Source organism: Streptomyces cyanogenus, from assembly GCF_017526105.1.
Taxonomy (GTDB): Bacteria; Actinomycetota; Actinomycetes; order Streptomycetales; family Streptomycetaceae; genus Streptomyces; species Streptomyces cyanogenus.
In genome coordinates this window covers 5,218,085-5,244,089 of record NZ_CP071839.1, presented here as the reverse complement: position 1 = coordinate 5,244,089, position 26,005 = coordinate 5,218,085, and the positions used below count along the sequence as shown (strand labels likewise).

Annotated in this window: 24 protein-coding genes and 1 pseudogene; 7 read left to right on the top strand and 18 right to left on the bottom strand. The window is 72.6% G+C overall.

Annotation, left to right across the window (positions count from 1 at the left end; all coding sequences use genetic code 11):
- Positions 1–43: 43 nt before the first annotated feature.
- A complete protein-coding gene (locus S1361_RS23750) occupies positions 44–1,087 on the bottom strand; it encodes a LacI family DNA-binding transcriptional regulator (protein ID WP_208033792.1) in 1,044 nt (347 codons plus the stop codon).
- 129 nt (positions 1,088–1,216) lie between these two features.
- On the opposite strand from S1361_RS23750, the gene S1361_RS23745 reads away from it, so the two are divergent.
- Positions 1,217–3,511: a beta-xylosidase/alpha-l-arabinosidase gene (locus S1361_RS23745; RefSeq protein ID WP_208033791.1), complete on the top strand. Its 2,295-nt coding sequence runs from the start codon at positions 1,217–1,219 to the stop codon at positions 3,509–3,511.
- A 205-nt stretch (positions 3,512–3,716) separates the two neighbouring features.
- Here S1361_RS23745 and S1361_RS23740 read toward each other — a convergent pair whose 3' ends face one another.
- From S1361_RS23740 to tsaB, 4 genes are read right to left on the bottom strand one after another with little or no spacing between them, the layout of a single operon-like run.
- Complete coding sequence (locus tag S1361_RS23740; protein WP_208033790.1) at positions 3,717–3,974, bottom strand: hypothetical protein; 258 nt, start codon at positions 3,972–3,974, stop codon at positions 3,717–3,719.
- The gene (gene tsaD, locus S1361_RS23735; RefSeq protein ID WP_208033789.1) at positions 3,971–5,062 is read right to left on the bottom strand and encodes a tRNA (adenosine(37)-N6)-threonylcarbamoyltransferase complex transferase subunit TsaD; all 1,092 of its coding nucleotides are present in this window, start codon (positions 5,060–5,062) and stop codon (positions 3,971–3,973) included. The genes S1361_RS23740 and tsaD overlap by 4 nt, the downstream gene beginning before the upstream one ends.
- On the bottom strand, positions 5,055–5,555 hold the full coding sequence (gene rimI, locus S1361_RS23730) for a ribosomal protein S18-alanine N-acetyltransferase (RefSeq protein WP_208036735.1): 501 nt from the start codon (positions 5,553–5,555) through the stop codon (positions 5,055–5,057). The genes tsaD and rimI overlap by 8 nt, the downstream gene beginning before the upstream one ends.
- 29 nt (positions 5,556–5,584) lie before the next feature.
- On the bottom strand, positions 5,585–6,241 hold the full coding sequence (gene tsaB, locus S1361_RS23725) for a tRNA (adenosine(37)-N6)-threonylcarbamoyltransferase complex dimerization subunit type 1 TsaB (protein ID WP_208033788.1): 657 nt from the start codon (positions 6,239–6,241) through the stop codon (positions 5,585–5,587).
- Positions 6,242–6,363: 122 nt separating this feature from the next.
- Here tsaB and S1361_RS23720 point away from each other — a divergent pair, with 122 nt between their 5' ends.
- The gene (locus S1361_RS23720; RefSeq protein ID WP_208033787.1) at positions 6,364–6,915 is read left to right on the top strand and encodes a hypothetical protein; all 552 of its coding nucleotides are present in this window, start codon (positions 6,364–6,366) and stop codon (positions 6,913–6,915) included.
- 106 nt (positions 6,916–7,021) lie between these two features.
- On the opposite strand, the gene tsaE is transcribed toward S1361_RS23720, so the two are convergent.
- From tsaE to S1361_RS23695, 5 genes are all read right to left on the bottom strand, one after another.
- Complete coding sequence (tsaE, locus tag S1361_RS23715; protein ID WP_208033786.1) at positions 7,022–7,534, bottom strand: tRNA (adenosine(37)-N6)-threonylcarbamoyltransferase complex ATPase subunit type 1 TsaE; 513 nt, start codon at positions 7,532–7,534, stop codon at positions 7,022–7,024.
- The gene (locus S1361_RS23710) at positions 7,500–8,759 is read right to left on the bottom strand and encodes an alpha/beta fold hydrolase (protein WP_208033785.1); all 1,260 of its coding nucleotides are present in this window, start codon (positions 8,757–8,759) and stop codon (positions 7,500–7,502) included. The genes tsaE and S1361_RS23710 overlap by 35 nt, the downstream gene beginning before the upstream one ends.
- A gap of 150 nt (positions 8,760–8,909) precedes the next feature.
- Positions 8,910–10,073: an alanine racemase gene (gene alr / locus S1361_RS23705; RefSeq protein ID WP_208033784.1), complete on the bottom strand. Its 1,164-nt coding sequence runs from the start codon at positions 10,071–10,073 to the stop codon at positions 8,910–8,912.
- 387 nt (positions 10,074–10,460) lie between these two features.
- Complete coding sequence (locus tag S1361_RS23700; RefSeq protein ID WP_208033783.1) at positions 10,461–11,894, bottom strand: NAD(P)H-hydrate dehydratase; 1,434 nt, start codon at positions 11,892–11,894, stop codon at positions 10,461–10,463.
- A gap of 53 nt (positions 11,895–11,947) precedes the next feature.
- Entirely contained in the window at positions 11,948–12,319 is a 372-nt protein-coding gene (locus S1361_RS23695; protein ID WP_208033782.1) for a holo-ACP synthase, read from the bottom strand.
- Between the two features lie 75 nt (positions 12,320–12,394).
- Between S1361_RS23695 and S1361_RS23690 the strand changes: the two genes are divergently transcribed.
- Positions 12,395–13,177: an SDR family NAD(P)-dependent oxidoreductase gene (locus tag S1361_RS23690; protein ID WP_208033781.1), complete on the top strand. Its 783-nt coding sequence runs from the start codon at positions 12,395–12,397 to the stop codon at positions 13,175–13,177.
- A gap of 104 nt (positions 13,178–13,281) precedes the next feature.
- Positions 13,282–13,632 carry a hypothetical protein gene (locus S1361_RS23685; RefSeq protein ID WP_208033780.1) on the top strand — a complete coding sequence of 117 codons (351 nt, stop codon included), beginning with the start codon at positions 13,282–13,284 and terminating at the stop codon, positions 13,630–13,632.
- A gap of 79 nt (positions 13,633–13,711) precedes the next feature.
- Here S1361_RS23685 and glmS read toward each other — a convergent pair whose 3' ends face one another.
- Positions 13,712–15,559, bottom strand: coding sequence for a glutamine--fructose-6-phosphate transaminase (isomerizing) (gene glmS / locus S1361_RS23680; protein WP_208033779.1), 1,848 nt, complete (start codon positions 15,557–15,559; stop codon positions 13,712–13,714).
- 192 nt (positions 15,560–15,751) lie between these two features.
- Here glmS and coaA point away from each other — a divergent pair, with 192 nt between their 5' ends.
- Together coaA and S1361_RS23670 are read left to right on the top strand one after the other, a co-directional pair.
- Positions 15,752–16,720 (top strand): type I pantothenate kinase, encoded by a 969-nt coding sequence (gene coaA / locus S1361_RS23675; RefSeq protein ID WP_208036734.1) that lies wholly within the window; start codon positions 15,752–15,754, stop codon positions 16,718–16,720.
- A gap of 22 nt (positions 16,721–16,742) precedes the next feature.
- Positions 16,743–17,684, top strand: coding sequence for a DUF389 domain-containing protein (locus tag S1361_RS23670; RefSeq protein WP_208033778.1), 942 nt, complete (start codon positions 16,743–16,745; stop codon positions 17,682–17,684).
- Between the two features lie 88 nt (positions 17,685–17,772).
- On the opposite strand, the gene glmM is transcribed toward S1361_RS23670, so the two are convergent.
- The 3 genes from glmM to rplM all read right to left on the bottom strand — a co-directional run bounded on the left by glmM (position 17,773) and on the right by rplM (position 20,273).
- Positions 17,773–19,131 carry a phosphoglucosamine mutase gene (glmM, locus tag S1361_RS23665; protein ID WP_208033777.1) on the bottom strand — a complete coding sequence of 453 codons (1,359 nt, stop codon included), beginning with the start codon at positions 19,129–19,131 and terminating at the stop codon, positions 17,773–17,775.
- A 143-nt stretch (positions 19,132–19,274) separates the two neighbouring features.
- The gene (gene rpsI / locus S1361_RS23660; protein WP_003998795.1) at positions 19,275–19,787 is read right to left on the bottom strand and encodes a 30S ribosomal protein S9; all 513 of its coding nucleotides are present in this window, start codon (positions 19,785–19,787) and stop codon (positions 19,275–19,277) included.
- Positions 19,788–19,829: 42 nt separating this feature from the next.
- Positions 19,830–20,273, bottom strand: coding sequence for a 50S ribosomal protein L13 (gene rplM, locus S1361_RS23655; RefSeq protein WP_189978663.1), 444 nt, complete (start codon positions 20,271–20,273; stop codon positions 19,830–19,832).
- Positions 20,274–20,542: 269 nt separating this feature from the next.
- Here rplM and S1361_RS23650 point away from each other — a divergent pair, with 269 nt between their 5' ends.
- Positions 20,543–21,418: a hypothetical protein gene (locus S1361_RS23650; protein ID WP_208033776.1), complete on the top strand. Its 876-nt coding sequence runs from the start codon at positions 20,543–20,545 to the stop codon at positions 21,416–21,418.
- A gap of 6 nt (positions 21,419–21,424) precedes the next feature.
- Here S1361_RS23650 and S1361_RS39335 read toward each other — a convergent pair.
- The 4 genes and pseudogenes from S1361_RS39335 to S1361_RS23635 form a co-directional block, all read right to left on the bottom strand.
- Positions 21,425–21,563 (bottom strand): annotated as a pseudogene (locus S1361_RS39335) (polyprenol monophosphomannose synthase); the annotation flags it as partial.
- A gap of 32 nt (positions 21,564–21,595) precedes the next feature.
- On the bottom strand, positions 21,596–23,491 hold the full coding sequence (locus tag S1361_RS23645) for a glycosyltransferase family 39 protein (protein ID WP_208033775.1): 1,896 nt from the start codon (positions 23,489–23,491) through the stop codon (positions 21,596–21,598).
- Positions 23,488–24,513 (bottom strand): glycoside hydrolase family 26 protein, encoded by a 1,026-nt coding sequence (locus S1361_RS23640; RefSeq protein WP_208033774.1) that lies wholly within the window; start codon positions 24,511–24,513, stop codon positions 23,488–23,490. Before S1361_RS23640 ends, S1361_RS23645 begins: the two co-directional genes overlap by 4 nt.
- Entirely contained in the window at positions 24,513–25,931 is a 1,419-nt protein-coding gene (locus S1361_RS23635) for a glycosyltransferase family 2 protein (RefSeq protein WP_208036733.1), read from the bottom strand. The genes S1361_RS23640 and S1361_RS23635 overlap by 1 nt, the downstream gene beginning before the upstream one ends.
- Positions 25,932–26,005: the final 74 nt, after the last annotated feature.

Below are 26,005 nucleotides of genomic sequence, written 5' to 3'. Positions count from 1 at the left end.
GCTTGGCTTCGGGGCAGTGTGGGGTTGCCCCCCGCCCCCGTCACTACGCCAACCGCTGAGCCACCGCCGGTGCGTCCGTGCTCGACCGCACCACCAGACTGGTCGCCAGCTCCACCCGGGTCGCCGCCCGCTCCTCCGGCGCCCGCCCCAGCTCCAGCACCAGCCGGGCGGCGGCCTCGGCCATCTCGGTGAGCGGCTGCCGTACGGTCGTCAGCGGCGGGCCCACCCAGCGGGCCACCGGCAGATCGTCGAAGCCGACCACGCTCAGGTCCTCCGGGATGCGCAGGCCCAGTTCGCGGGCGGCCTCGTACAGGCCGAGCGCCTGCAGGTCGTTGCCCGCGAAGACGGCGGTGGGCCGGTCCGGGCGGCGCAGCAGCTCCAGGCCCAGCCGGTAGCCGGCGTCGTGGTGGAAGTCGCCGGCCACGACGAGTGAGGGGTCGACCGGCAGTCCGGCCGTCTCCAGGGCGGCCCGGTAGCCGTCGACCCGGGCCCGGCTGCACATCATCCGGGACGGGCCGCTGATCGCGCCGATCCGGGTGTGCCCGAGCTCCACCAGGTGGCGGGTGGCGGCGAGCCCGCCCTGCCAGTTGGTGGCGCCGATGGACGGCACGTCGGGACCCGGGTCGCCGGCCGGGTCCATCACCACGAACGGGATGGAGCGGCTGGTCAGCAGCGCCCGCTGGGACTCGTCCAGCCCGGACAGCACCAGCACCACGCCGTGCGGGCGGCGGGCGGCGACCTGGTCGGCCCAGGTCCGGCCGGGGGTGAGCCGGCCGGCCGACTCGGACAGGACCACGCTCAGCCCGGCGTCCCTGGCGACGTGCTCCACGCCCCGGATGACCTCCAGCGCCCAGGCGCTCTCCAGCTCGTGGAAGACCAGGTCGATCAGGGGCGAGCGGGAGGCCTCGGCGCGGCGGCGCCGGTAGCCGTGGACGCGCAGCAGTTCCTCGACGCGGGTGCGGGTCGCGGGGGCGACGTCGGCGCGGCCGTTGAGGACCTTCGAAACAGTCGGAGCGGAGACCCCGGCCTCCCGGGCGATCTCGGCGAGGGTCGCCGTCTGCGGTGCTGCGGGCTTCGAAGGCTTCATGGCCGCGATCGTATCCCCGCCGGGCCTCTTGACGAAGGGCTTGGCTCGCCATAGGTTCCCGGAACATTCGATGTATTACTCGAAACATTCGTGGCCGAGCTCGCGAAGCAGAGTCGAGACGGGAGTTCCATGACCACCGCTCCTTGGCGCGACCCCGCCCTGCCCGCCGACGCCCGCGTGGCCGACCTGCTGTCCCGGATGACCCTGGAGGAGAAGGCCGCCCAGCTGTACGGCGTGTGGGTGGGCGCCGCCACGGACGGCGAAGGAGTCGCTCCGCTGCAGCGCGAGATGACTGCCGAGTACGACTGGGACGAGCTGATCAGCCACGGCCTCGGCCAGCTCACCCGGTCCTTCGGCACCGCCCCCGTCGACCCGGACGTCGGCGCGCGGGCGCTGGCCCGGGCACAGCGCCGGATCGCCGCCGCGAACCGCTTCGGCATCCCGACGGTCGCGCACGAGGAGTGCCTGGCCGGTTTCACCGCCTGGCGGGCGACCGCCTACCCGGTCCCGCTCGCCTGGGGCGCCTCCTTCGACCCGGAGCTGGTCGAGCAGGTGGGCCGGCGCATCGGCCGGGACCTGCGCGCGGCCGGGGTCCACCAGGGCCTGGCCCCCGTCCTGGACGTGGTCCGCGACCCGCGCTGGGGACGGGTCGAGGAGACGATCGGCGAGGACCCGTACCTGGTCGGCACCATCGGCACGGCCTACGTGCGCGGTCTGGAGTCGGCCGGTGTGGTCGCCACGCTCAAGCACTTCGCCGGGTACGCGTCCTCGGCGGGCGCCCGGAACCTGGCCCCGGTGCGGGCCGGGGTCCGCGAGTTCGCGGACGTCACCCTGCCGCCGTTCGAGATGGCGCTGCGCGAGGGCGGCGCCCGCTCGGTGATGGCGGCCTACACGGAGACCGACGGGGTGCCGGCCTCCGCCGACCCTGGACTGCTCACCGGGCTGCTGCGCGAGGAGTGGGGGTTCACCGGCACGGTGGTGGCCGACTACTTCGGCATCGCCTTCCTGCAGAGCCTGCACCGGGTCGCGGCGGACGAGGCGGAGGCGGCCCATCGGGCGCTGGCCGCCGGCGTCGACGTGGAGCTGCCGACCGTCAAGTGCTACGGGAAGCCCCTGGTGGCGGCCGTACGGGAGGGACGCGTCCCCGAGTCGCTGGTGGACCGCGCGGCCCGCCGCGTCCTGCTCCAGAAGTGCGAGCTGGGCCTGCTGGACGAGGACTGGCGGCCGGAGCCGCAGGGCCCGCTCGACCTGGACCCGGTGGCGAACCGGGCCCTCGCCGGGCGCCTGGCGCAGGAGTCGTTGGTGCTGCTGGACAACCCCGACGGGCTGCTCCCGCTGGCCCCGGACACCCGGATCGCGGTCGTCGGCCCGCGCGCGGCGGACGCCCTCGCCATGCTCGGCTGCTACTCCTTCCCCTCCCATGTCCTCACCCACCACCCCGACGTCCCGCCCGGCATCGAGATCCCCACCGTGCTGGACGCCCTGCGCGGCGAACTCCCCGACACCAAGGTCACGTTCGCGGAGGGTTGCGGGGTGTCGGACCCGGACACCGCCGGCTTCGCGGAGGCGGTGGCCCGGGCGGCGGAGGCGGACGTGTGCGTGGCGGTGCTCGGCGACCGGGCGGGCCTGTTCGGGCGCGGCACCTCGGGCGAGGGCTGCGACGCGACGGACCTGCGGCTGCCGGGCGCGCAGGGCGAGTTGCTGGACGCGCTGGTGGCCACGGGCGTCCCGGTGGTCCTGGTCCTGCTCACCGGCCGCCCCTACGCCCTGGGCCGCTGGCACGGCCGGCTCGGCGCGGTGGTGCAGGCCTTCTTCCCGGGCGAGGAGGGCGGCCCGGCGGTCGCCGGGGTGCTGTCCGGCCGGGTGAACCCCTCCGGCCGACTCCCGGTGAGCGTCCCGCGGCTGCCCGGCGGCCAGCCGTGGACCTACCTCCAGCCCCCGCTGGGCCTGGCCGGCGAGGTCAGCAGCCTGGATCCGACCCCGCTGTACCCGTTCGGGCACGGCCGCTCGTACACGGAGTTCGCCTGGGAGGAGTTCGCGGGCTCCGCGGCCGACATCGGCACGGACGGCTCGTACGACCTCTCCCTCACGGTCCGCAACACCGGCGACCGGGCGGGCACCGAGGTCGTCCAGCTGTACCTGCACGACCCGGTGGCCTCGGTGACCCGCCCGGACGTGCGCCTGATCGGCTACCAGCGCCTGGACCTGGCCCCGGGCGCCGCCCGCCGCCTCACCTTCCGCTTCCACGCGGACCTGTCGTCCTTCACGGACCGCACGGGAGCGAGGGTGGTGGAGCCCGGCGAACTGGAGCTGCGCCTCGGCCCGTCGAGCGCGGAGGTACGGCACCGGGCGCGGCTGCGGCTGACGGGGCCGGCGCGGGTGGTCGGGCCGGAGCGGCGGCTGCGCTGCGAGGTGGTGGCGTAGAACGCCGACACCCCGCCTCCGGAAACCCGGGGGCGGGGTGTCGAGTGGAGCGCCGGGCAGGCCTTGCACCTGCATCTCCCCGCAGGAAGCGGGGCGTCTTTCCTTGGACCACCAACGCACTGCGTCCGGGGCGGTTCCCGATTCCCGGGTTCCGGCCGTTCGCTGTGTGATGATCATAGCCCAGGTGCGGGGTGCTCGCGCAACCTCAGTGGTCCGCCACCGCCTCGAACCGCCAGCGGTGCACGGCCCGGGTCACCAACTCGGGGCCGGGCTCGGGCAGTTCCGGCAGCGAGGCGTCGTACGGCGCGGCCCACCACGTGATGACCAGCACCCGGTCCTCAGGCGCCCGGAAGGTCTCGCGGCGCAACGGCTCGCCGGTGAGCGGCTGTTCCCGCACCCAGGCGAGCAGGTCCGCCCCCCGTCCCTCGGCGGCCCGGGCCTCCCACATCAGCGCGACCGTCACGAGTACAGGTTCTCCTCGCCGACCTCGTGCACGTGGTCGTGGTCGTGGCCCGGCACGTGCGGGTCGGTGACCGGCAGGGACGAGTCGGCCGACAGGTCCCATGCGGACGCGGCCCGGCCCCGGGCGACCATCTCGGCGCCGAGCGCGGCCACCATCGCGCCGTTGTCCGTGCACAGCTTGGGGCGCGGCACGCGCAGCCGGATGCCGGCCGCCTCGCAGCGTTCCTGGGCGAGTGCGCGCAGCCGGGAGTTGGCCGCCACACCGCCGCCGATCATCAGGTGGTCCACGCCCTCGTCCTTGCAGGCGCGGACGGCCTTGCGGGTCAGCACGTCGACCACGGCCTCCTGGAAGGAGGCGGCCACATCGCGCACCGGGACCTCCTCGCCGGCCGCCCGCTTCGCCTCGATCCAGCGGGCCACCGCGGTCTTCAGACCGGAGAAGGAGAAGTCGTACGCCGGGTCGCGCGGGCCGGTCAGGCCGCGCGGGAAGGCGATCGCCTCCGGGTCGCCCTCGCGCGCGTACCGGTCGATGACCGGGCCGCCGGGGAAGCCCAGGTTCAGCACGCGGGCGATCTTGTCGAAGGCCTCGCCGGCCGCGTCGTCGATGGTCGAGCCCATCGGGCGGACGTCGGAGGTGATGTCCGAGGACAGCAGCAGCGAGGAGTGGCCGCCGCTGACCAGCAGCGCCATGGTCGGCTCGGGCAGCGGGCCGTGCTCCAGCTGGTCCACGCAGATGTGGGAGGCGAGGTGGTTGACGCCGTACAGGGGCTTGCCCAGGGCGTAGGCGTACGCCTTGGCCGCCGAGACGCCGACGAGGAGGGCGCCGGCGAGGCCGGGACCGGCGGTGACCGCGACGCCGTCCAGGTCCCTGGCGCTGATCCCCGCCTCCTTCAGCGCGCGGTCGATCGTCGGGACCATCGCCTCCAGGTGCGCCCGGGAGGCCACCTCCGGTACGACACCGCCGAAGCGGGCGTGCTCGTCCACGCTGGAGGCGACGGCGTCCGCCAGCAGGGTGGTGCCACGGACGATGCCGACGCCGGTCTCGTCGCAGGAGGTCTCGATGCCGAGGACGAGAGGTTCGTCAGTCATTGATATCGGTTCCTTGTACTGAGGCGGAGCCCGCGGCGGAGCCGCTGCCGGGTTCCGTGGTCAGGCGCATCACCAGGGCGTCCACGTTGCCCGGCTGGTAGTAACCGCGCCGGAAGCCGATGGGCACGAAGCCGAAGCGCTCGTAGAGTTTCTGGGCGGGGAGGTTGTCGACCCGGCACTCGAGCATCACCTCGTGGCACTCGAACGCGGTCGCCGCCCGCAGCAGCTCGGTCAGCAGCCGGGCGCCGAGGCCGGTGCCCTGGTGGTCGCGGGCGACGGCGATGGTCTGGACGTCGGCCAGCTCACCGGCCGCTGCCAGGCCCGCGTATCCGACGATCCGGCCGTCGGCGGACTCGGCGACGAGGTAGCAGCGGGTGGCGCCGGTGCCCCGGGCGTGGGCCAGCTCGGACCAGAACATGCCCCGGGACCAGGCGTCCTCGGGGAACAGGTCCCGCTCCAGCCCCAGGACCGGGTCGATGTCCCACCAGCGCATCTCGCGCAGTCGGGGGGGTGCCGGCTGTGTCACTTGGGGGTGACCACCTTGTAGTTCTTGGGGACCTGGGCGTCCGGCCGGCGCAGGTACAGCGGCCGGGGCGCCGGGAGTTCCTCGCCCGCGGCGAGCTTCCGCGCGGCGAGCGAGGCCAGGGCGGCGGCGGACACGTGCTCGGGCTCGTGGGCGCGCGGGAACGTGTCCGGGTAGAGCAGCGCACCCGCGCCGACCGCGGGCAGGCCCGCGACCTGCTCGGCGATGTCGGCCGGGCGGTCGACGGCGGGGCCGGTCAGCCGGGTCCGGGAATCGGCGTAGGTGGCCCAGTAGACCTCCTTGCGGCGGGCGTCGGTCGCCACCACGAAGGGGCCCTTCTCGATGTCTGCGGCGTAGGCGAGGCCGTCCAGGGTGCACAGGCCGTGCACCGGGACGCCGAGCGCCAGGCCGAAGGTGTCTGCGGTCATCAGACCGACGCGCAGGCCGGTGTAGGGGCCGGGCCCGGTGCCGACGACGATGCCGGTGACGGCGTCCAGTTTCAGGCCGGCCTCGGCGAGGACGCGGTCGACGGCCGGCAGCAGCAGCTCTCCGTGCCGGCGCGCGTCCACCTGGCTCGACGAGGCGATGACGTCGGTGCCGTCGTGCAGCGCGACGGTGACGGCGGGCGTTGCGGTATCCAGAGCGAGCAAGAGCACGCGAACAGCCTACGGCGCCCGCGGCTCGCGCATCGCCGTCCCGGCCGGACGGTCACCGGCTGCTACGGTCAGTACGAAGTACGACATATGACACGAGTAAGACCAGGCAGAGGTGGACGCAGGTGGCAGGGACCAGCTCGGGGATCGTGGCCGGCCTCACCGCGGCGGCTCTGGGAACCGTCGGTTTCCTCGCCTTCCGGGCCCAGGCGACCGTCCCGGCGCACCCCGGCGCGATGCCGGCGGCGCACGCGACGGTCGCGTCCAAGGCGCCCCGGGACCGGCATCACCCGACCGCCCTGCCGAGCGGCTCCGGAACGGGTGAACGGGTCGTGTACTCGGTGGACGACGACCGGGTCTGGCTGGTGTCCCCCGGGAACCGCGTGCAGCGCACCTTCCCGGTGCGGCCGGGCAGCGTCGACCCGCCGGCCGGCACCTACTGGGTCACCTCCCGCTCCAACGCGGCCACCGGCACCGACGGCGCCGCCATCGAGCACGTGGTGCGGTTCACCAGCGTGGACGGGGTGACCGTCGGGTTCAGCGCGGCGGTGGACGACGGCTCGGGCACCACGGCCGACGCGAGCGTGAAGACGGGCGGCATCCGGGAGAGCCGGGCGGACGGGGACGCGATGTGGAGGTTCGCGACGATCGGGGTGCGGGTGGTCGTGATCCGCTAGTCGCCCGGGCGCTCCGCCGGAAGGACCGCGAGGTGTCGTCGGCCGGCTGCCGCGGCGCAGTCCTGCGCGACAGGGTGGCGACAGCTCGTCGGGACGTTCCGCGGGCTCAGCCGGACAGCGTCTCCAGGCCGGCGTCGTCCCAGCGCTCACCCAGCCCCGTCACCGTCACGTGCCGTACCTCGTCCGTGGTGTCGCCGACCGCGCGGTGGATGACGACCTGGAGCCGGTCCTCGGTCAGTTCCTCGACCTTGCCCTCGCCCCACTCCACGACGATCACCGAGTCGGGCAGCGAGACGTCGAGGTCCAGGTCCTCCATCTCGTCCAGGCCGCCGGAGAGCCGGTAGGCGTCGACGTGCACCAAGGGCGGGCCGTCGCCGAGGGACGGGTGGACCCGGGCGATCACGAAGGTCGGTGAGGTGACCGCGCCGCGCACGCCGAGGCCCTCGCCGAGCCCGCGGGTCAGCGTGGTCTTGCCCGCGCCCAGCTCCCCGGTGAGCATCACCAGGTCGCCCGCGCGCAGCAGTTTGGCCAGTCGGCGGCCCAGTTCCCGCATCTGTTCCGGGGAGGTGACGGTCAGCTGGGTCTCAGCGGGGTTGTGCGGTGCTGCTGGTGCTTCCATAGCCACTTACCGTAGCTCCTGCCGGCACCGCACCGGCGCGGGTGAGCAGGTCGGCGAGGCGGTCGGTGACCACTTCCGGGTGCTCCAGCATCACCAGGTGCCCGGCGTCCGGCACGAGGACCAGCTCGGCGTCGGGCAGCAGGTCGGCGATGGCCTCGCTGTGCTCGCTGGGCGTGACCAGGTCCTGCACTCCGGCCAGCACCAGCACCGGCATGTCCCGGAAGCAGGTGAGCGCCTCGGTCTTGTCGTGGTCGGTGAAGGCCGGGTAGAACTCGGCGACCACGTCGATCGGTGTGGACTCGATCATCCGCTCGGCGAACCGCTCGACGGCCGGGTCGACGTCCCGCCCCGCGAACGAGTACCGCTTGATGATCCCGGCGAACAGGTCGGCGGTGGCCCGGCGCCCCTTCTCCACCAGCTCCGCCTGCTGCCCGAGGGCCTTCAGCACCCCGGGGAGGATCCGGCGCACCGCGTTGACGCCGGCCACCGGGAGCCCGAAGTTGACCTCGCCGAGCCGCCCGGACGACGTGCCCACCAGGGCGGTGGCGACGACCCGGTCCCGGATCAGCTCCGGGTACTCGGAGGCGAGGGCCATCACGGTCATGCCGCCCATGGAGTGGCCGACCAGGACGAGCGGCCCCTCCGGTGCGGCGGCGTCGAGGACGGCCTTCAGATCGCGGCCGAGCTGGTCGATGGTGAGGGGCACCCGGTCCCGGGTCTGGGCCACGCCCCGCCCGGACCGGCCGTGGCTGCGCTGGTCCCAGTGCACGGTCCGCACCACCCCGCGCAGGGCCGCCCGCTGGAAGTGCCAGGAGTCCTGGCTGAGGCAGTAGCCGTGGCAGAAGACGACGGTGACCGGGGCGGGCGCCTTGCGGCCGAAGAGCCTGCGCCGACGCGGGGACACGCTCGGTCCGGGGTCGGGGTCGACCTCGTCGACCTCGTAGTACAGCTCGGTGCCGTCGTCGGCGTACGCCTTGCCTGGGGTGCCGCGCAGGGTGCCGTAGGGGCCCGCCGAGTCGAGCGCCAGCCGTGCCTTCCTGCGCATCCCGCGGCCCACCGTCATCCGCTCGATGGCGACACCGGCCGCCGCGCCCGCGGCGAGCACGCCTATCGCGGCGCCGGCGATGCCGGTCGCCCTGCGCCAGTTCCCGGCCGCCCCCACGGCGGAGGCGGCGGCGGCCGAGGCCACGACGTCCGCCACGGCCTCCGCGCTGCTCTCGCTCACGTACCGCTCCTCTTCGCCGTACTGCAGTTCGCCTGGATGGGTGTCGCTGCGGAACGGGTTACCCGGCTTCTTGCCCGTTCACCTACCTGCGTCGGCAGCCGATGTGCGGACACGCAGCACCGTTCGCACAGCACCGTTCACGCGGTCCGTTCACACGGACCCGTTCACATAGACGCGGGGAACGCGCGTTCCGATGCGTGTGACGATCTCGTACGCGATCGTGCCGCAGGCCTGGGCCCAGTCCTCGGCCGTGGGCTCGCCCCGGTCTCCGGGTCCGAACAGCACCGCCTCGCTGCCCACCGGAGGCTCGTCGCCGCCGAGGTCCACCACGAACTGGTCCATGGCGACCCGCCCGGCGATCGTCCGCCACTTGCCGTCGACCAGCACCGGGCCGGTGCCCGAGGCGTGCCGCGGGACGCCGTCCGCGTAACCGACCGGCACCAGGCCGAGGGTGGTCTCGCCGGGGGTGACGTAGTGGTGGCCGTAGCTGACGCCGTGGCCGGCCGGGGTGCGCTTGACGAGGGCCAGCGAGGCGCTGAGCGTCATCACCGGGCGCAGCCCGAAGTCCGCGGGGGTGCCGACCTCCGGGCTGGGCGAGACGCCGTACAGGGCGATGCCCGTGCGGACCAGGTCGAAGTGGGTCTCGGGCAGGGTGAGGGTGGCCGGCGAGTTGGCGATGTGCCGCACCTCGGGACGTACGCCCCGCTCCTCGGCGTACGCCGTCATCTCCCGGAACCGGGCGAGCTGGGCGGCGATCGACGGGTGGCCCGGCTCGTCGGCGCACGCGAAGTGCGACCACAGTCCGGTGATCCGGACCAGGCCCTCGGCCTCCGCGCGCAGCGCCGCGGCCACGAGTTCGGCCCAGTCCTCGCCGGGCTGGCAGCCGTTGCGTCCGAGTCCGGTGTCGGCCTTGAGCTGCACGCGCGCGGGGCGCCCCGCCGCCCGGGCGGCCTCGACGACCTCCCGCAGGGCCCACATGCCGCTCAGCGAGACGTCGATGTCGGCCTCGATCGCCTGCCGCCAGGGGCCGCCCGGCACCCACAGCCAGCACAGCATGCGGCCGGGCAGCCCGGCCGCGCGCAGCGCCAGGGCCTCCTCGGCCGTGGCCGTGCCGAGCCAGGTCGCGCCCGCGGCGAGGGCCTCGCGGGCACACCGCAGCGCGCCGTGGCCGTACGCGTCGGACTTGACGACGGCCATCACGGCGGCGCCCTGCGCCCGGGCGCGCAGGGCCCGCACATTGGCGCGCAGGGCGCCCAGATCGATCTCGGCGCGGGCGCGCAGGGCGGCGGTCGGCACAGCTGCTGTCTCACTCATCGCGCCCCCAGTGTCTCAGAGGCCGCCGACAGCCTTCGGGCACCGCCCCCCGCGGGCCCCGGGCGCACGCTCAGGTGCCGGGCCGCCGCCCCCACCGACCCGATGGGCGGCGGTGCTGTGGTCCGGCCCGGCCTCGCCGCCGGCCGTCCCACCGACCCAGGGCGCGGCGGTGCTGTCATCCGGTCCGCTCTCGCCGTGGGCCGTACCACCGCTTCCCTGCGGGCCGTCGCGGGTTGCTCGCGCGGTTCACCGCGACGCCCTCACGCGGTCCTCCGCGGCGTCCCTCGGAGCGCTCCCGCCGCGGCCGCGGTCGGCTGCGCCGCCGGGACGGTGCCCGCCCGGCAGTGGCCGATGCCGCGCCGGCCTCGCGCAGCCCTGCCGTTGGGGTCAGCTGCCCACGTTTCGCCACGCCTCCGGGATGTGTGACGCGACGTCATGGGCGCCCGTGGGTGCGCCGGCGGCGGCCAGGCGGCCCGCCAGCCCGTGGAGGTACGCGGCGACGCTCCCCGCGTCCAGCGCGCTCAGCCCCGCCGCCAGCAGGGACCCGGCGAGCCCCGACAGCACGTCCCCGCTCCCGGCGGTGGCCAGCCACGGCGTCCCCGTGGCGTTGACCCGCACCGCCCCGCCCCCCGCCCCGGCGACCAGCGTCGTCGACCCCTTCAGCAGCACCGTCGCCCGGTACGCCGCCGCCAGCTCCCGCACTGCCGCGAGCCGGGCCCCCTCGACCTCCTCGCGCCGCACCCCCAGCAGCGCGGCGGCCTCCCCGGCGTGCGGGGTCATCAGCGTCGGCGCCGTACGCCGCCGTACCGCGTCCCGCTCGGCCAGCCGCAGCCCGTCCGCGTCCAGCAGCACCGGCACGTCCGCGTCCAGCACCTCGGCCACGCTCCCCGCGTCGTCCCCGGCCCCGGGCCCGGCCACCCAGGCCTGCACCCGTCCGGCCTTGGCGGGCCCGGCGTCGGAGACGAGGATCTCCGGGAAGCGCGCGATGACGGCCGCCCCGGCCGGCCCGACGTACCGTACGGCCCCGGCCCCGCCCCGCAGCGCCCCGGACACCGCCAGCACGGCGGCCCCCGGATACCGCGCCGAGCCCGCGGCGATCCCGACGACCCCGCGCCGGTACTTGTCGCTCTCCGCCGCCGGCGCCGGCAACAGCCGGGCCACGTCGGCGTGTTGCAATGCCTCCAGCTCGGCGTCGGCGGGCGGCGGTTCCAGCCCGATGTCGACGAGCCGCACCACCCCGGCGTACTCCCGCGCGGGATCCACCAGCAACCCGGGCTTGTACGTGCCGAAGGTGACGGTCAGGTCGGCCCGGAGCGCGGCCCCCCGCACCTCCCCGGTGTCCGCGTCGACGCCGCTGGGCAGGTCCACGGCCACCACCGCGGCCCCGGACCGCGCCACCACCCCGGCGAGCCGCTCGGCGTCCGGCCGCAGCCCGCCCTTGCCGCCGATCCCGACGATCCCGTCCACGACCAGGTCGGCCCGCAGGATCGGTTCCTCCGGGGAGTCGGCGGTGGCGACCGTGCCGCCCGCCCGCCGCAAGGCCGCCAGCCCGCCGGCGTGGGCCCGTTCGGGCGCCAGCAGCACGGCCGTCACACCGGCGCCGCGCCGGGCCAGCCGGGCCCCCGCGAACAGGGCGTCACCGCCGTTGTCGCCGCTGCCGACGAGCAGCACCACCCGGCTGCCGTACACCCGCCCGAGCAGTTCGGCACAGGCGGCGGCCAGCCCGGCGGCGGCCCGCTGCATCAGCGCACCCTCCGGCAGCCGTGCCATCAACGCCCGTTCGGCCGCCCTTACCGTCTCCACGCTGTACGCAGTACGCATGGCTCCGAGTCTGCCCCGGAACCCCCACCGCCCACACCCGGGCGCCGGCCCGGTCAGCCCTCGGCGATCACCACGGCCGAGGCCACCCCCGCGTCATGACTGAGCGACACGTGCCAGGCCCGCACGCCCAGCTCCGCCGCCCGCGCGGCGACGGTGCCCTTCACCCTGAGCCGCGGCTGCCCGCTGTCCTCCACGTACACCTCGGCATCGGTCCACTGCAGCCCGGGCGGCGCGCCCAGCGCCTTCGCCAGCGCCTCCTTGGCGGCGAACCGGACCGCGAGCGAGGCGATCCCACGCCGCTCCCCGCTGGGCAGCAGCAGTTCGCGCGTCACGAACAACCGGTCGGCCAGTCCCGGCGTCCGCTCCAGGGACGCCCGGAACCGGTCGATCTCGGCGACGTCGATGCCCACCCCGATGATGCTCATGGCGAGCACCCTACGACCCCGGTGGAGCGGGATCCGGCGACACCACGGCGGCGAACCGGGCTCTAGGCTTCCGGCATGACCTCGCCGCACGCCTATCTCTCCGGCCTCTTCTCCCTGGACGGCCGCACCGCCGTGGTGACCGGCGGGAGTTCCGGTATCGGACGGGCCATCGCGGGGGCGCTGGCGCGAGCCGGGGCCGGTGTGGTGATCGTGGCCCGCGGTGCGGAGCAACTGGCCGAGACGGTCGATGAGTTGACTGCCGACGGCTGCCGCGCGGCCTGGGTCGCCGGGGACCTGGGGTCGCGGGAGGGCGTGCGGGCGGCGGCCGAGGAGGCCGCGGCCGTCTTCGGCGAGCCCGACATCCTCGTCAACTCGGCCGGCATCAACCTCCGGCCGCCGATGGGCGAGTTGGGCGAGGAGGTGTGGGACAGCACGATGGCAGTGAACCTGGAGGCGCCGTTCCTGCTGGGGCAGCGGTTCGGGCCCGGCATGGCCGAGCGGGGCTTCGGGCGGATCATCCACATCACCTCCCAGCAGGCCCACCGCGCCTTCGTGCACAGCGGCGCCTACGGCGTCTCCAAGGGCGCGCTGGAGTCCCTGGCCCGTTCCCAGGCCGAGGCCTGGTCGCCGTACGGGGTCACCTGCAACACCCTGGTGCCGGGCTTCGTGATGACCGCGCTCAACCGGCGGCTGTCGTCCGATCCGGAGCGGGTGGCGGCGCTGGCCGCGCGCACGATGACCGGCCGCAACGGCCTCGCCGAGGACTTCGCGGGCGCGGCGGTGTTCCTGGCGAGCCGTGCCTCCGCCTACGTCACGGGCCAGTCGATCCACGTGGACGGGGGCTTCTCCGTGCACTGAACACAACCCCACGATCAGCCGAGTTCACTGCTCCCGTAGTCTTCCCGGCGACCGGCGCTCCGTCCGCGGACGGACGCCTCGCACCACAACGGGAGGACACAGCTGTGAAGTTGAAGTCTCTGGGCACCGCGCTCACCACCGCGGCCCTGATCGGTACGGCCCTCACCGGCGCCGTCGCCACCGCCGGCACCGCCTCCGCGGCCACCCTGCCGAGGGACTGCAGCAAGGCGATCATCAACGTCAAGGCCAAGGAGACCGTCAACGTCCGCACCTCGCCGAAGACGACCGCCACGGCCGTCGGCATCTGGGGCAAGGGCAAGAAGGGCTCGGTCTGCAACGACGGCAAGGCCTACAAGGGCGGCTCGTACACGGCCTGCGGCAAGAAGAGCAACCTGTGGTACTACGGCGGCGACAAGAAGACCGGCTGGGTGCCGAAGACCTGCATCAACTGGTAGTCACCACGGCCGTACCGGCCGGCTGACCGGGGGGGCGGACGGCACCGGCCGTCCGCCCCTCCTCGTCACCTCGGCCGCCTCACTCCACCGTCACCGACTTCGCCAGGTTCCGGGGCTGGTCCACCTCGTTGCCCCGCGCCGTCGCCAGCTCGCACGCGAAGACCTGGAGCGGGACAGTGGCCACCAGCGGCTGGAGCAGCGTGGGGGTGACCGGGATCCGGATCAGGTGGTCGGCGTAGGGGACCACCGTCTCGTCGCCCTCCTCCGCGATCACGATGGTGCGCGCGCCACGGGCCCGGATCTCCTGGATGTTGGAGACGATCTTGTCGTGGAGGACCGACCGGCCGCGCGGGGACGGTACGACGACGACCACCGGCACGTCCTCCTCGATCAACGCGATCGGACCGTGCTTCAGCTCGCCCGCGGCGAAGCCCTCGGCGTGCATGTACGCCAGTTCCTTCAGCTTGAGCGCGCCTTCCAGGGCCACCGGGTAGCCCACGTGCCGGCCGAGGAACAGCACGGTGTTCTTCGAGGCCAGGGTGCGCGCCAGCGCCCGTACCGGCTCCATGGTCTCCAGGACCCGCTCGACCTCCTCCGAGATCCGGGACAGGTCCTTGATCACGGCCTGGATCTCGTCGCCCCACTTGGTGCCGCGCACCTGGCCCAGGTACAGGGCGACCAGGTAGCAGGCGACCAGCTGGGTGAGGAACGCCTTGGTCGAGGCGACCGCGACCTCGGGGCCCGCGTGCGTGTACAGCACCGCGTCGGACTCGCGGGGGATCGTCGAGCCGTTGGTGTTGCAGATCGCCAGTACCTTCGAGCCCTGCTCGCGGGCGTGCCGGAGCGCCATCAGGGTGTCCATGGTCTCGCCGGACTGGGAGATGGCGATCACCAGCGAGCGACCGTCCAGGATCGGGTCCCGGTAGCGGAACTCGCTGGCCAGTTCCACCTCGCAGGGGATGCGCGTCCAGTGCTCGATGGCGTACTTGGCGATCAGGCCGGCGTGGAAGGCCGTACCGCAGGCCACGATGACGACCTTGTCGATCTCGCGCAGTTCGGAGGGGCTGATCCGCACCTCGTCCAGGGTGAGCGAGCCGGACGGGTCGATGCGGCCGAGCAGGGTGTCGGCGACCGCCTTGGGCTGCTCGGCGATCTCCTTGAGCATGAAGTAGTCGTAGCCGCCCTTCTCGGCGGCGGAGGCGTCCCAGTCCACGTGGTAGGAGCGGACCTCGGCCGGGCGGCCGTCGAAGCCCGTCACGGTGACGCCGTCCCGGCGCAGCTGCACCACCTGGTCCTGGCCCAGCTCGATCGCCGACCGCGTGTGCTCGATGAACGCGGCCACGTCGGAGGCCAGGAACGCCTCGCCCTCTCCGACGCCCACCACCAACGGCGAGTTGCGGCGGGCGCCGACCACCACGTCCGGCTCGTCGGCGTGCACCGCGACCAGCGTGAACGCGCCCTCCAGCCGCCGGCACACCAGCCGCATCGCCTCGGCGAGGTCGGCGCAGGAGGAGAACTCCTCGGCGAGCAGATGGGCGACGACCTCGGTGTCCGTCTCGGAGTTCAGCTCATGGCCCCGCTCGGCCAGTTCCGCACGCAGGAGCGCGAAGTTCTCGATGATGCCGTTGTGGACCACCGCGACCCGGCCGGCGTTGTCCAGGTGCGGGTGCGCGTTGCCGTCCGTGGGACCGCCGTGGGTGGCCCAGCGCGTGTGGCCGATGGCGGTCTGGCCGGTCGGCAGTGGCCGGTCGACCAGCTCCTTCTCCAGGTTGACCAGCTTCCCGGCCTTCTTGGCGGCGGCCAGCCCGCCGTCCGCCAGCACGGCGACGCCCGCCGAGTCGTACCCCCGGTACTCCAGCCGCTTCAGCCCGGCCGTCACGACATCGAGAGCCGACTGTGCCCCTACGTATCCCACGATTCCGCACATGAGCGGCAGCCTACGGTCATACGACGATCAAAAAAGGCCTCCGCCTGCCCGAATTCGGAAATTCCCACCACCGTACGAAGGCCCTGACGGAGCCGCGGAGCCGACGGGACCGGACTGCGCGCGTGACGGACCCCACCCGCCGTCCCGTTCAAACTCCGTTAACAATGGACTGTGATCTCACCGGTCTCCTCGATGCCCCGGAGCGCCCACCGGCACAGGCCGGAGGCGACTCCCTACGTCGATCTCACCCGCGCCGAGTGGAGCGCGCTGCGCGACAAGACACCGCTGCCGCTCACCGCCGAGGAGGTGGAGAAGCTCCGCGGTCTCGGCGACGTCATCGACCTCGACGAGGTCCGGGACATCTACCTCCCGCTCTCCCGGCTCCTCAACCTCTACGTCGGCGCCACGGACGGCCTCAGGGGCGCGCTGAACACCTTCCTGGGCGAACAGGGCTCCCAGTCGGGCACCCCGTTCGTCATAGGGGTCGCCGGCTCCGTGGCCGTGGGCAAGTCCACGGTGGCCCGGCTGCTCCAGGCCCTGCTCTCCCGCTGGCCCGAGCACCCGCGCGTGGAACTGGTCACGACGGACGGCTTCCTGCTGCCCACCCGGGAGCTGGAGGCCCGCGGCCTGATGTCGCGGAAGGGATTCCCCGAGTCCTACGACCGCCGGGCCCTGACCCGCTTCGTCGCCGACATCAAGGCCGGCAAGGGCGAGGTGTCCGCGCCGGTCTACTCCCACCTCATCTACGACATCGTGCCGGGCGAGAAGCTCACCGTCCGCCGCCCGGACATTTTGATCGTGGAGGGCCTGAACGTCCTCCAGCCCGCCCTGCCCGGCAAGGACGGCCGCACCCGGGTGGGTCTCGCCGACTACTTCGACTTCAGCGTGTACGTCGACGCGAGCACCGAGGACATCGAGAGCTGGTACCTCAGCCGCTTCAGGAAGCTGCGCCAGACGGCCTTCCAGAATCCGAACTCGTACTTCCGCAAGTACACCCAGGTCTCCGAGGAGGAGGCCCTCGACTACGCCCGCACGCTGTGGCGGACCATCAACAAGCCCAATCTGGTCGAGAACATCGCCCCGACCCGCGGCCGGGCCACCCTGATCGTGCGCAAGGGCCCGGACCACAAGGTGCAGCGCCTGCGGCTGCGCAAGCTGTAGCCGGCCGTGTTGGATGGGCGCCATGCTGCATCTGCGCCTGATCACCCCGGCGGAGCGGACCGACGAGGTCGTCCGTCTGATCGAGAAAACGGTCGGTACCACCCACCTCGTCGTCCTGCCGGGCGCCGCCCGCAACCCGGCCGGCGACCTCGTCCTGTGTGACGTGGCCCGCGAGGCGGGCGACGAACTCATCGCCGGGCTGCGGCGGATCGGCCTGGACGACACCGGTTCGATCGCCGTCGAGACCATCGACCTCTCGCTGTCCCGGCGCGCCGACAGGGCCGAGGCGGAGGCGCCGGGCGAGGGCGCGGACGCGGTGCTGTGGGAGGGGCTGACCGACGCCACCCACGAGGAGTCGACGCTGTCGTTCACCTATGTGGCCTTCATCACCCTGGCCACGATGATCGCCGCCTGCGGCGTGGTGCTGGACAACGCGATCCTGATCGTGGGCGCGATGGCGGTGGGACCGGAGTTCGGGCCGCTCGCCGGCATCAGCACGGCCGTGGTCCAGCGTCATCCGCGCCTGGCGTGCCGCTCGCTGATCGCGCTGCTGGTGGGCTTCGCGGTGGCGATGGCGGTGACCGTCGGCTTCAGCCTGTTCATGGACGCCCTCGGGCTGTTCCACCGGTCGGCGCTGGAGGGCGAACGCCCCAACAGCGCCTTCGTGTACGCCCCCGACGCCTTCTCGTTCATCGTGGCGGTGCTGGCCGGCATAGCCGGCACCCTGTCCCTGACCTCGTCCAAGTCGGGCGCGCTGGTGGGCGTGGCCATCTCGGTGACGACGGTCCCCGCAGCGGCCAACGCGGCGGTCGCCCTGGCCTACGGCGACACGAACCAGACCCTGGGCTCGTCCGTCCAGCTCCTGGTGAACCTGGCGGGGATCGTCGTGGCGGGCACACTGACGCTGCTGGCGCAGAAGTACTTCTGGAAGAAACAGCGGGGATTCTCCCGCAGGGCGGCGTAGCCGGCCCAGGGGTGCGGGGAACTGCGCGACGAGCCACGACGGACCCGCAGCCCGCCGCGCACGGTTCTTCGCCCCTTTGGAACCGGAACTATCCCAGCGCCGACTTCACCGCATCGGCCAGCCGCCCGGCAACCGCCCGCGCCTGCTCGATGTCCGCGGCCTCGACCATGACCCGGACCAACGGCTCCGTACCGGAGGGCCGCAGCAGCACCCGCCCCGTGGCCCCCAGCTCCTTCTCCGCCTCGGCCACGGCGGCAGCGACATCCGCGGACGTCCTCACCCGGGACTTGTCCACATCGGGGACGTTGACGAGGACCTGCGGCAGCCGCTCCATGACGGAGACCAGCTCCCGCAGCGTACGACCGGTCTCGGCGACCCGCGCCGCCAGCAGCAGGCCGGTCAGCGTGCCGTCCCCGGTGGTCGCGTGGTCGAGGATGATGACGTGCCCGGACTGCTCGCCGCCGAGGGCGTAGCCGTGCTCCTTCATCTCCTCCAGGACGTACCGGTCGCCGACGGCGGTCTGCACGAGCCGGATGCCCTCGCGCTCCATCGCCAGCTTGAAGCCGAGATTGGACATCACGGTCGCGACGACGGTGTCGGAGCGCAGTGCGGAACGCTCCCGCATCGCCAGCGCGAGCACGGAGAGGATCTGGTCGCCGTCGACCTCGTCGCCGGTGTGGTCCACGGCCAGGCAGCGGTCGGCGTCGCCGTCGTGCGCGATGCCGAGGTCCGCGCCGTGCTCCAGGACCGCGGCCTTGAGCCGGCCCAGGTGGGTCGAGCCGCAGCCGTCGTTGATGTTGAGGCCGTCCGGCTCGGCGCCGATCGTGACGACCTGGGCGCCGGCCCGGGCGAACGCCTCCGGCGAGACCCCCGAGGCCGCGCCGTGCGCTTCGTCCAGGACGATCTTCAGTCCGTCGAGCCGGTTGGGCAGGACCGACAGGAGGTGGGCGATGTACTGCTCGGAGCCCTCGTCGTACGACCTTACGCGGCCGACCCCGGCGCCCGTCGGCCGCTCCCAGGGCTCGCCGTGCCGGTGCGCGTCGTACACCGCCTCGATCCGGTCCTCCAGCTCGTCGGCGAGTTTGTGGCCGCCGCGGGCGAAGAACTTGATGCCGTTGTCCGGCATGGCGTTGTGGCTGGCGGAGAGCATCACACCGAGGTCGGCGCCGAGCGCGCCGGTCAGGTGCGCCACCGCGGGCGTCGGCAGCACGCCGACGCGCAGCACGTCCACGCCCGCGCTCGCCAGGCCCGCGACCACCGCGGCCTCCAGGAACTCCCCGGACGCGCGCGGGTCCCGTCCGACCACCGCCGTCGGCTTGTGGCCCTCGAAGGTGCCCGCCTCGGCCAGCACGTGCGCCGCGGCGACGGAGAGGCCGAGCGCCATCTCGGCCGTCAGATCCGCGTTGGCGACACCGCGCACGCCGTCCGTGCCGAAGAGTCGTCCCACTTGTCCTCCCGAGGAAACATGCGATCACACAAGCCTTTGAGCGTCTTGTGTCGTTATACGCCCTTGGCTGGGATAAGCGAACGCCCCGGGGGCACATGTGGCGTGCCGCCGGGGCGTTCGGAGTACGAGCAGGCAGCTGCTGGTTAGCGCTTGCTGTACTGCGGAGCCTTGCGGGCCTTCTTCAGACCGGCCTTCTTCCGCTCGACCGCGCGGTCGTCGCGGCGCAGGAAGCCGGCCTTCTTCAGCGGGCCGCGGTTGTTGTCGACGTCGGCCTCGTTCAGCGCACGGGCGACACCGAGACGGAGCGCACCGGCCTGGCCGGAGACACCGCCACCGGCGATGCGGGCGATGACGTCGTAACGGCCCTCGAGCTCGAGCACCTTGAAGGGCTCGTTGACTTCCTGCTGGTGCACCTTGTTCGGGAAGTAGTCCTCGAGGGTGCGACCGTTGATCTTCCACTTGCCGGTGCCCGGGACGATCCGGACGCGGGCGATGGCGTTCTTGCGGCGGCCCAGGCCGGCGGCCGGCTGGGGCTCGCCGAAGCGGGAGGCCAGGGACTCCGAGGTGTACTCGCCCTCGACGGGGACCTCGGACTCGGTGGTGTAGCTGTCGATGTCAAGCTCTTCGAGCGGCTGCTCGGCAGTGGTCTCGGCCACGATGCTCCTCAGATTCTCTTCAGTCTTAGGGGGTGGCCGGACTTACTGCGCGACCTGGGTGATCTCGAACGGCACCGGCTGCTGGGCAGCGTGCGGGTGCTGGTCGCCCGAGTAGACCTTCAGCTTGGTGAGCATCTGACGGCCCAGGGTGTTCTTGGGGAGCATGCCCTTGACGGCCTTCTCGATGGCCTTCTCGGGGTTCTTCGCCAGCAGCTCGTCGTAGCGGACGGAGCGCAGACCACCCGGGTAGCCGGAGTGGCGGTACGCCATCTTCTGGGTCCGCTTGTTGCCGGACAGGTGCACCTTGTCGGCGTTGATGATGATGACGAAGTCACCAGCGTCGACGTGCGGCGCGTAGATCGGCTTGTGCTTGCCCCGGAGGAGGGTCGCGGCAGTGGTGGCGAGACGGCCCAGGACAACGTCCTGAGCGTCGATGACGTGCCACTGGCGCGTCACATCGCCGGGCTTGGGGCTGTACGTACGCACGGTTCGTAGCCTTCGCTTCGAGTGAATGGTCCTAAACAAGGTCACCGAAACGATCACGACAGCCTTGAACCCACGGCGGCGACGCAAACCGCGTGCGTGGGGTCGCTGGTCATCGGCCCGGTGGACCGGTGTAAGGGCCCGTCCCGTGAGAATGAGCAAGCCAATACACAACGAAGAAGTAGGTTACCGGGCGGCCCCCGGACGGGTCAAAACGAGGCAGGCCGGTAGACGGACCCCGCACCCCCGGCCCCCCGTCTAAGATGCGCCCCATGAGTTACGGGCAGGGGGGACCCCAGTCTCAGTGGGATCCCTGGAAACCGCAATCCCAGCAGCCGTGGAGCAGCGGAGCCGACGACGGGTCGCCGGACTGGGCCGCGCTCGCCGAGGCCTCGGAGACGCGGAACAAGCGCCGCAGGCTGCTGTTCATAGCCGGCGGCGGGCTCGCCACGGTCGCGATAGGCACCGCGGTCGCCATGGCCGTGGTCTCCGCGAACGGCGGTGATCCGCAGGCCGGGCCGAGCAACCTGCCCGCCAGCGCCTCCATCCCGGGCTCCGGCGGCGCGACGCCGTCCTTCGCGCCCACCAGCGCGCCGCCGCCGCTGGACCCGGAGGACTTCATCTCCAGCGCCAAGAAGGACACCGCACCACTCAGCGCGGACGGCCTGTTCCCGGGCAAGCAGCTCACCATGAGCGGCACGGTGTACAAGAAGGGCCCGACGGCCGACACCCGCAGCTGCGCCACCGCCGCGGGCGGCACGCTGCCCAAGATCCTCACCGCCAACGGCTGCACCCGCCTGATGCGCACGACCTACAGCAACGGCGGCATCGCGGTCACCGTGGGCGTCGCCGTGTTCGACACCGCGGCCCAGGCCACGAAGGCCAAGGCGCAGACCAACGACCAGAGCATCGTGCGCTCACTGTTCGGCAAGGGCGTCAAGCCGTTCTGCGACGGCGCGTTCTGCCGCTCCACCCGCAACGCCTACGGCCGCTACGCCTACTTCACGATCTCCGGCTTCACCAGCGGCAAGGACGTCACCACCAAGGACACCAAGGTCTTCCGCACCGGCAACGACCTGGCGCAGTTCACCGCGAACCAGATCCACCGCCGGGGCCAGGCCCAGGCCTCGGCCGCCGCGAACCGGTAGCCGCCAGCGCCGCCCGAGCCGCAGCCGCAGCGGGATCACGGCCGACTCCAGCCGGGTGCGCAGCGTCATCTCGGAGACACCCTCCGTGCGCTCGGCGAAGCGGATCGGGTATCTCCACGGCCGTGTGCCCGGCCCGTACGGCCTGGCGGTGACGTCCCGGATCCCGGTGCCGCACGCTCATCCGGTGCCGGGGTTCTTGATCCAGATGCGGTAGTGACCGGTGCCACTGGAGTTGCGGAACGGCAGGTCGGCGAGGAGCCGGTAGTGCGCGTTGCCCCTGAGCGCGTCCGCGACGACCGTGTCCACCCGGGGGTTGGTGAGGCCGTCCAGGACGATCAGGTCGTACGCGCCCTCGCGCAGCGCCGCCCGGTAGCCGGCGTCGCCGGAGTGGTGCCGGCCCTTCCTGTCCGTGTACTCCATGGCGAAGGCGCCCTGCCACTGCCGCTGGCTGGTCTTCTCGCGCAGGTAGTAGACGGGCACCTCGGGCGTCGAGGCGAGGTAGCGGCCCGTGCGGTCCACGTGGGAGTCGATGACCTGGATCATCCTCGCGGAGTCGGGCCAGACGCCGAACCGCCAGTCCGCCTGGGAGATGCCGAGGCAGAGCGCCGCCGTCCACAGCATGATGCCGAGCTGGGGATAGCGGAAGTGGGCGCCTATCAGCCGGGTCACGCCCACGCCGGCCATCGGCGCGGCGAAGAGCAGTCCGAAGCCGACGTGCTTGAACAGCGAGACCACCGTGCCCAGGTGCACCTGGTACGCGGGCGCGAGCAGGGCGGTGCCGCACAGCACCAGCCCGAGCAGCGCCCGCCGGCGCCGGCCGGGGTTGGCGAGCCGCTGGGCGAGCGGGGACTCGTTCATCCGGCTGCGCCGCACGTAGGAGATCGCGCCGCCGACGGCCGTGAGGAACATCAGCCCGCCCCACTCGGCCGACCGCTGGAGCAGGAAGGCGGCGCCGTCGGAGCCGTGGTCCCGGTCGGTGGTGGTCTGCCGCACACCGGCCAGCAGGTCGGTGCTGTACATGCCGGCCGCCAGCAGGGCACCGACGCCGAGCGCGAGCAGCAGCATCCGCAGGAAGGCCTTGCCGCCCTTGTGCGGCCGGCCGGTGAGCAGCGCGAGCACGACGATCGTCGGCAGGTACAGCCCGGACGCGTACTTCACGCCGACGGCGAGCACGGCGACGGGCGCGGCGAGCAGCACGGCGGCCACCGGCGCCCGGTCGGTGCGTACGACGATCCACGTGGCCAGGGCCAGCAGGAACACGGCGGCGGCGTCGTAGGTGGCGAAGTACCCCATGACGACGGTCGACTGCACCACGGCGAAGAGCGCCGCGCCGGCCAGCGCGGCCCGCTCGTTGAACAGCCGCCGGGTGAAGGAGTACAGCAGCGCGGTGGTGCCCAGCATGAAGGCCAGGCTGAGCGTGCGCGCTCCCGCGAGCCCGAAGCGGCCGTCGACGACGGCGGCGAGCACCGGGTACAGCTGCGGCGAGCCGGAGAAGTACGCCGCGTAGTTCACCGGCAGCGGGGTGCCGTGCAGCAGGTGCTGCAGCTCGGCGTGTCCGGCTGACAGGTACAGGGCCTCGTCCTGGAACGCCGTGTTGGACAGGCGCAGCGAGAGCACCGCCTGGACGGCCAGCACGAACAGCAGCACGGCCCGGCTGACCCAGGCGCGCCGCCGGCTCGCGGCCATGTCCCAGCCGACCTCGGGGGTCTCCGGCACGTGGTACCCGGGCTCGGCCGCCTCGGCCGCCTCGGCCGTTTCCGGCACGGGCTGCGGGACGGAGGCAGGCTGGTCGGCCGGCTGCTGGTACGGATAGGTCCGGGGGTCGTAGTCGTACCCCTCGGGTGTCTCGTACGCCTGGGGGACGCCGTAGCCCTGGGGGACGCCGTACCCCTGATGTGTCTGGTACCCCTGGGGAACGTCGTACCCCGGATGTGTCTCGTACCCCTGGGGAACGTCGTAGGCCTGCGGCTGGCGCGGCACGTAGCCGTCGGAGTTGAACCAGCCGCCCTGCGGCTCGTCGTCGGCGTACGGGTCGTACGGCTCGGGGGTGTAGTACCGGGGTTGTGAGGTCATGACGGCTTCCGTACGTCGAAGCCGAACCGGTCGTCGGCTGCCAGGCGCTTGAACTCCTTCAGCGCGAGCGGGCTGGCCTCCAGCCGCCAGTCGGCGCGCTTCTTGTGGTTGAACCAGACGAAGCCGAGCATGTCGTCGTCGGCCGCGACGCCCGCGAACAGGTTGCGGATGTCGGCGCGGCGCCGCTCGCCGGGCATGGCGGCGGTCTCCAGCAGCAGGAACGGCTTCTCGGTGAAGGTGCGGATCCGGTCGCGGGTGGGCCCGAAGACGCTGTCGAAGGCGTTGTCGGAGCCGGTGGTGAAGTAGCCGATCAGACCCACCCAGTCGACGTAGGCGTCGCCCGGGTAGTACGGCTCCAGCTTCACGTTCCGCACCGGGTTGACGATGTTGGGCGACCAGGCCCAGATGACGTTGGTGGCGCCGGCGTCCACGAAGGTCCGGTGGATGTGCCGCCAGGCGGCCACGTACTGGGCCGGGGTCACGTGGTCCGTGCCCCACTTCTCCCAGTGGCCGTTGAACTCGTCCGCGAAGTCGATCACCACGGGCAGGTTCAGGCGGCGGACGGCGGCCGCGTACTCCTTGACGTACGGGTCGGACCTGCCCGCCGCGATGTCGGTGAGCGGGGTGTCGAAGGGCTCCCAGGACATCAGCGTCAGCGCGCCCTCGGCCCAGGCGTTGCGCACCCCGGTGGCGTCGAAGCCGTCGCCCCAGCCGGCGTAGTACTCGACGAGGTTCGGCTGCTTGCCGGTCGAGCCGGTGTACGCGTCGACGCTCTTCATGGCGGTCGGGGCGCCCGGCACGGCCACGCCGTAGTACTTCTTCGCGGGCTTCAGCAGGGGCGTGACGTCGTAGGGGATGTCCTGGTCGGGGTTCGCGGAGGAGTGCGGGGCCGCCGTGCCGGTGCCGGACACCGGCGATCCGCCGGAGTCGCCGAGGAGCGAGCAGCCGGTGAGCGCCAGCAGGCCGACGAGAGCGCCGGCCAGGGCAGCACGGACCCTGAAGAAACGTTTCACCGATCGCATCAGGCGGTCTCCGCCCCCGCACGCGGCTGGACCAGGACCCGGCCGACGACCAGGGCGTAGAACAGCCCGGAGGACAGGATCAGGGCGAAGTCCGGGGCGTTCATGGTGAACGTCCGGTACACCGCCGCGGTGACCCAGACCAGCGCCGTGCCGCCGCTCCACGCCCACATGCCGATCCAGAAGCGGCGCGTCTTGTTCTTCTTGGCGCCGGAGGAGCCGGTCGGCTGCCAGCCCATGCGGTTCTTGCGCAGGATGTCCCAGATGGCGAAGACGTGCGCCCAGCCGTACATCATGCGGGCCGCCCAGGCCTCCAGGCGGTACGGCGCCCTGTGCCACATCGGGAAGACGATCGTGGTGTAGAGGATGCTGGGCACCACCAGCAGCAGATGCTCGACCTTGAGCTTCTCCGGCATCATCAGCAGCAGCACGATCGGGATGACCGGGGCCGCGAAGGTGAACAGCGCGGTGTGGATGTAGTAGAAGAACCCGGACATGTAGCACAGCCGGCTGGAGAGCCTGATCCTCGCCTGCCAGAACTTGCGGCTGCCGAGCAGGCTCATCGAGCCCGAGCACCAGCGGTACTGCTGGTTGAAGAAGGCGCCGGCGCTGTCCGGGCACACCCCGGTGGACACCGCGACCGGCACGTACCGAAGGTCCCAGCCGAGCCCGCGCAGGTCGAAGCCGGTGTGCACGTCCTCGGAGTGCTCGATCAGGGTCGTACCGCCGTTGGTCTCCAGGGCCGCCCGCCGGTAGATCGCGCAGGAGCCGACGCAGATGGCGCCGTCACTGCCCTGCCGGGAGACCTGCACGGACCGGTAGAACAGCTCCTGCACCGCGCCCGCGCCGCGCTCGATCCAGTTCTGCGAGTCGAGCACCCGGAAGTACTGCGGGGACTGGACGATGCCGATCCGCGGATCGTCGTCCATGTACGGCAGCAGCTCCTCCAGCAGGTCGGCGCGCGGGGTGAAGTCGGCGTCGAGGATGAGGACGTACTCGCCGTCGGACTGTCCGAAGCCGAAGTGCAGGTTGCCGGCCTTCTTGAACCAGCCCCGGTTCTCCCGGGTGCCGTAGCGGAAGCCGAAGTCCCGGGCCATCGCCGCCAGCTCCGGGTTCGCCCCGTCGTCCAGCACGAACGGCACGCAGACACCGGGGTACCGGTCGGCCATCGCCCGCACGTGCCACCAGGTGTTGTGCAGCACCTCGATGGGTTCGCCGCACACCGGCAGGAACACGTCGACGGTCGGGTACACCGCGGGCCGCCAGTTCTGCACCAGCCGACGGTGGTGGGCGATGTCGAAGTCCCGGGTGAAGCCGTTGACCCGCAGCGACACCAGGTAGTAGACGACCGTGAAGACCAGCAGCGGGGTGTAGACCCACAGCACCGGCGTGGACTGCGCCAGCTTGAACTGGCTCGTCACCAGACAGCAGAAGCTGACCAGCGAGCTGATCGTCAGGATCCACAGGTGCCGGTGCGCGTAGGAGTACTTCTCCT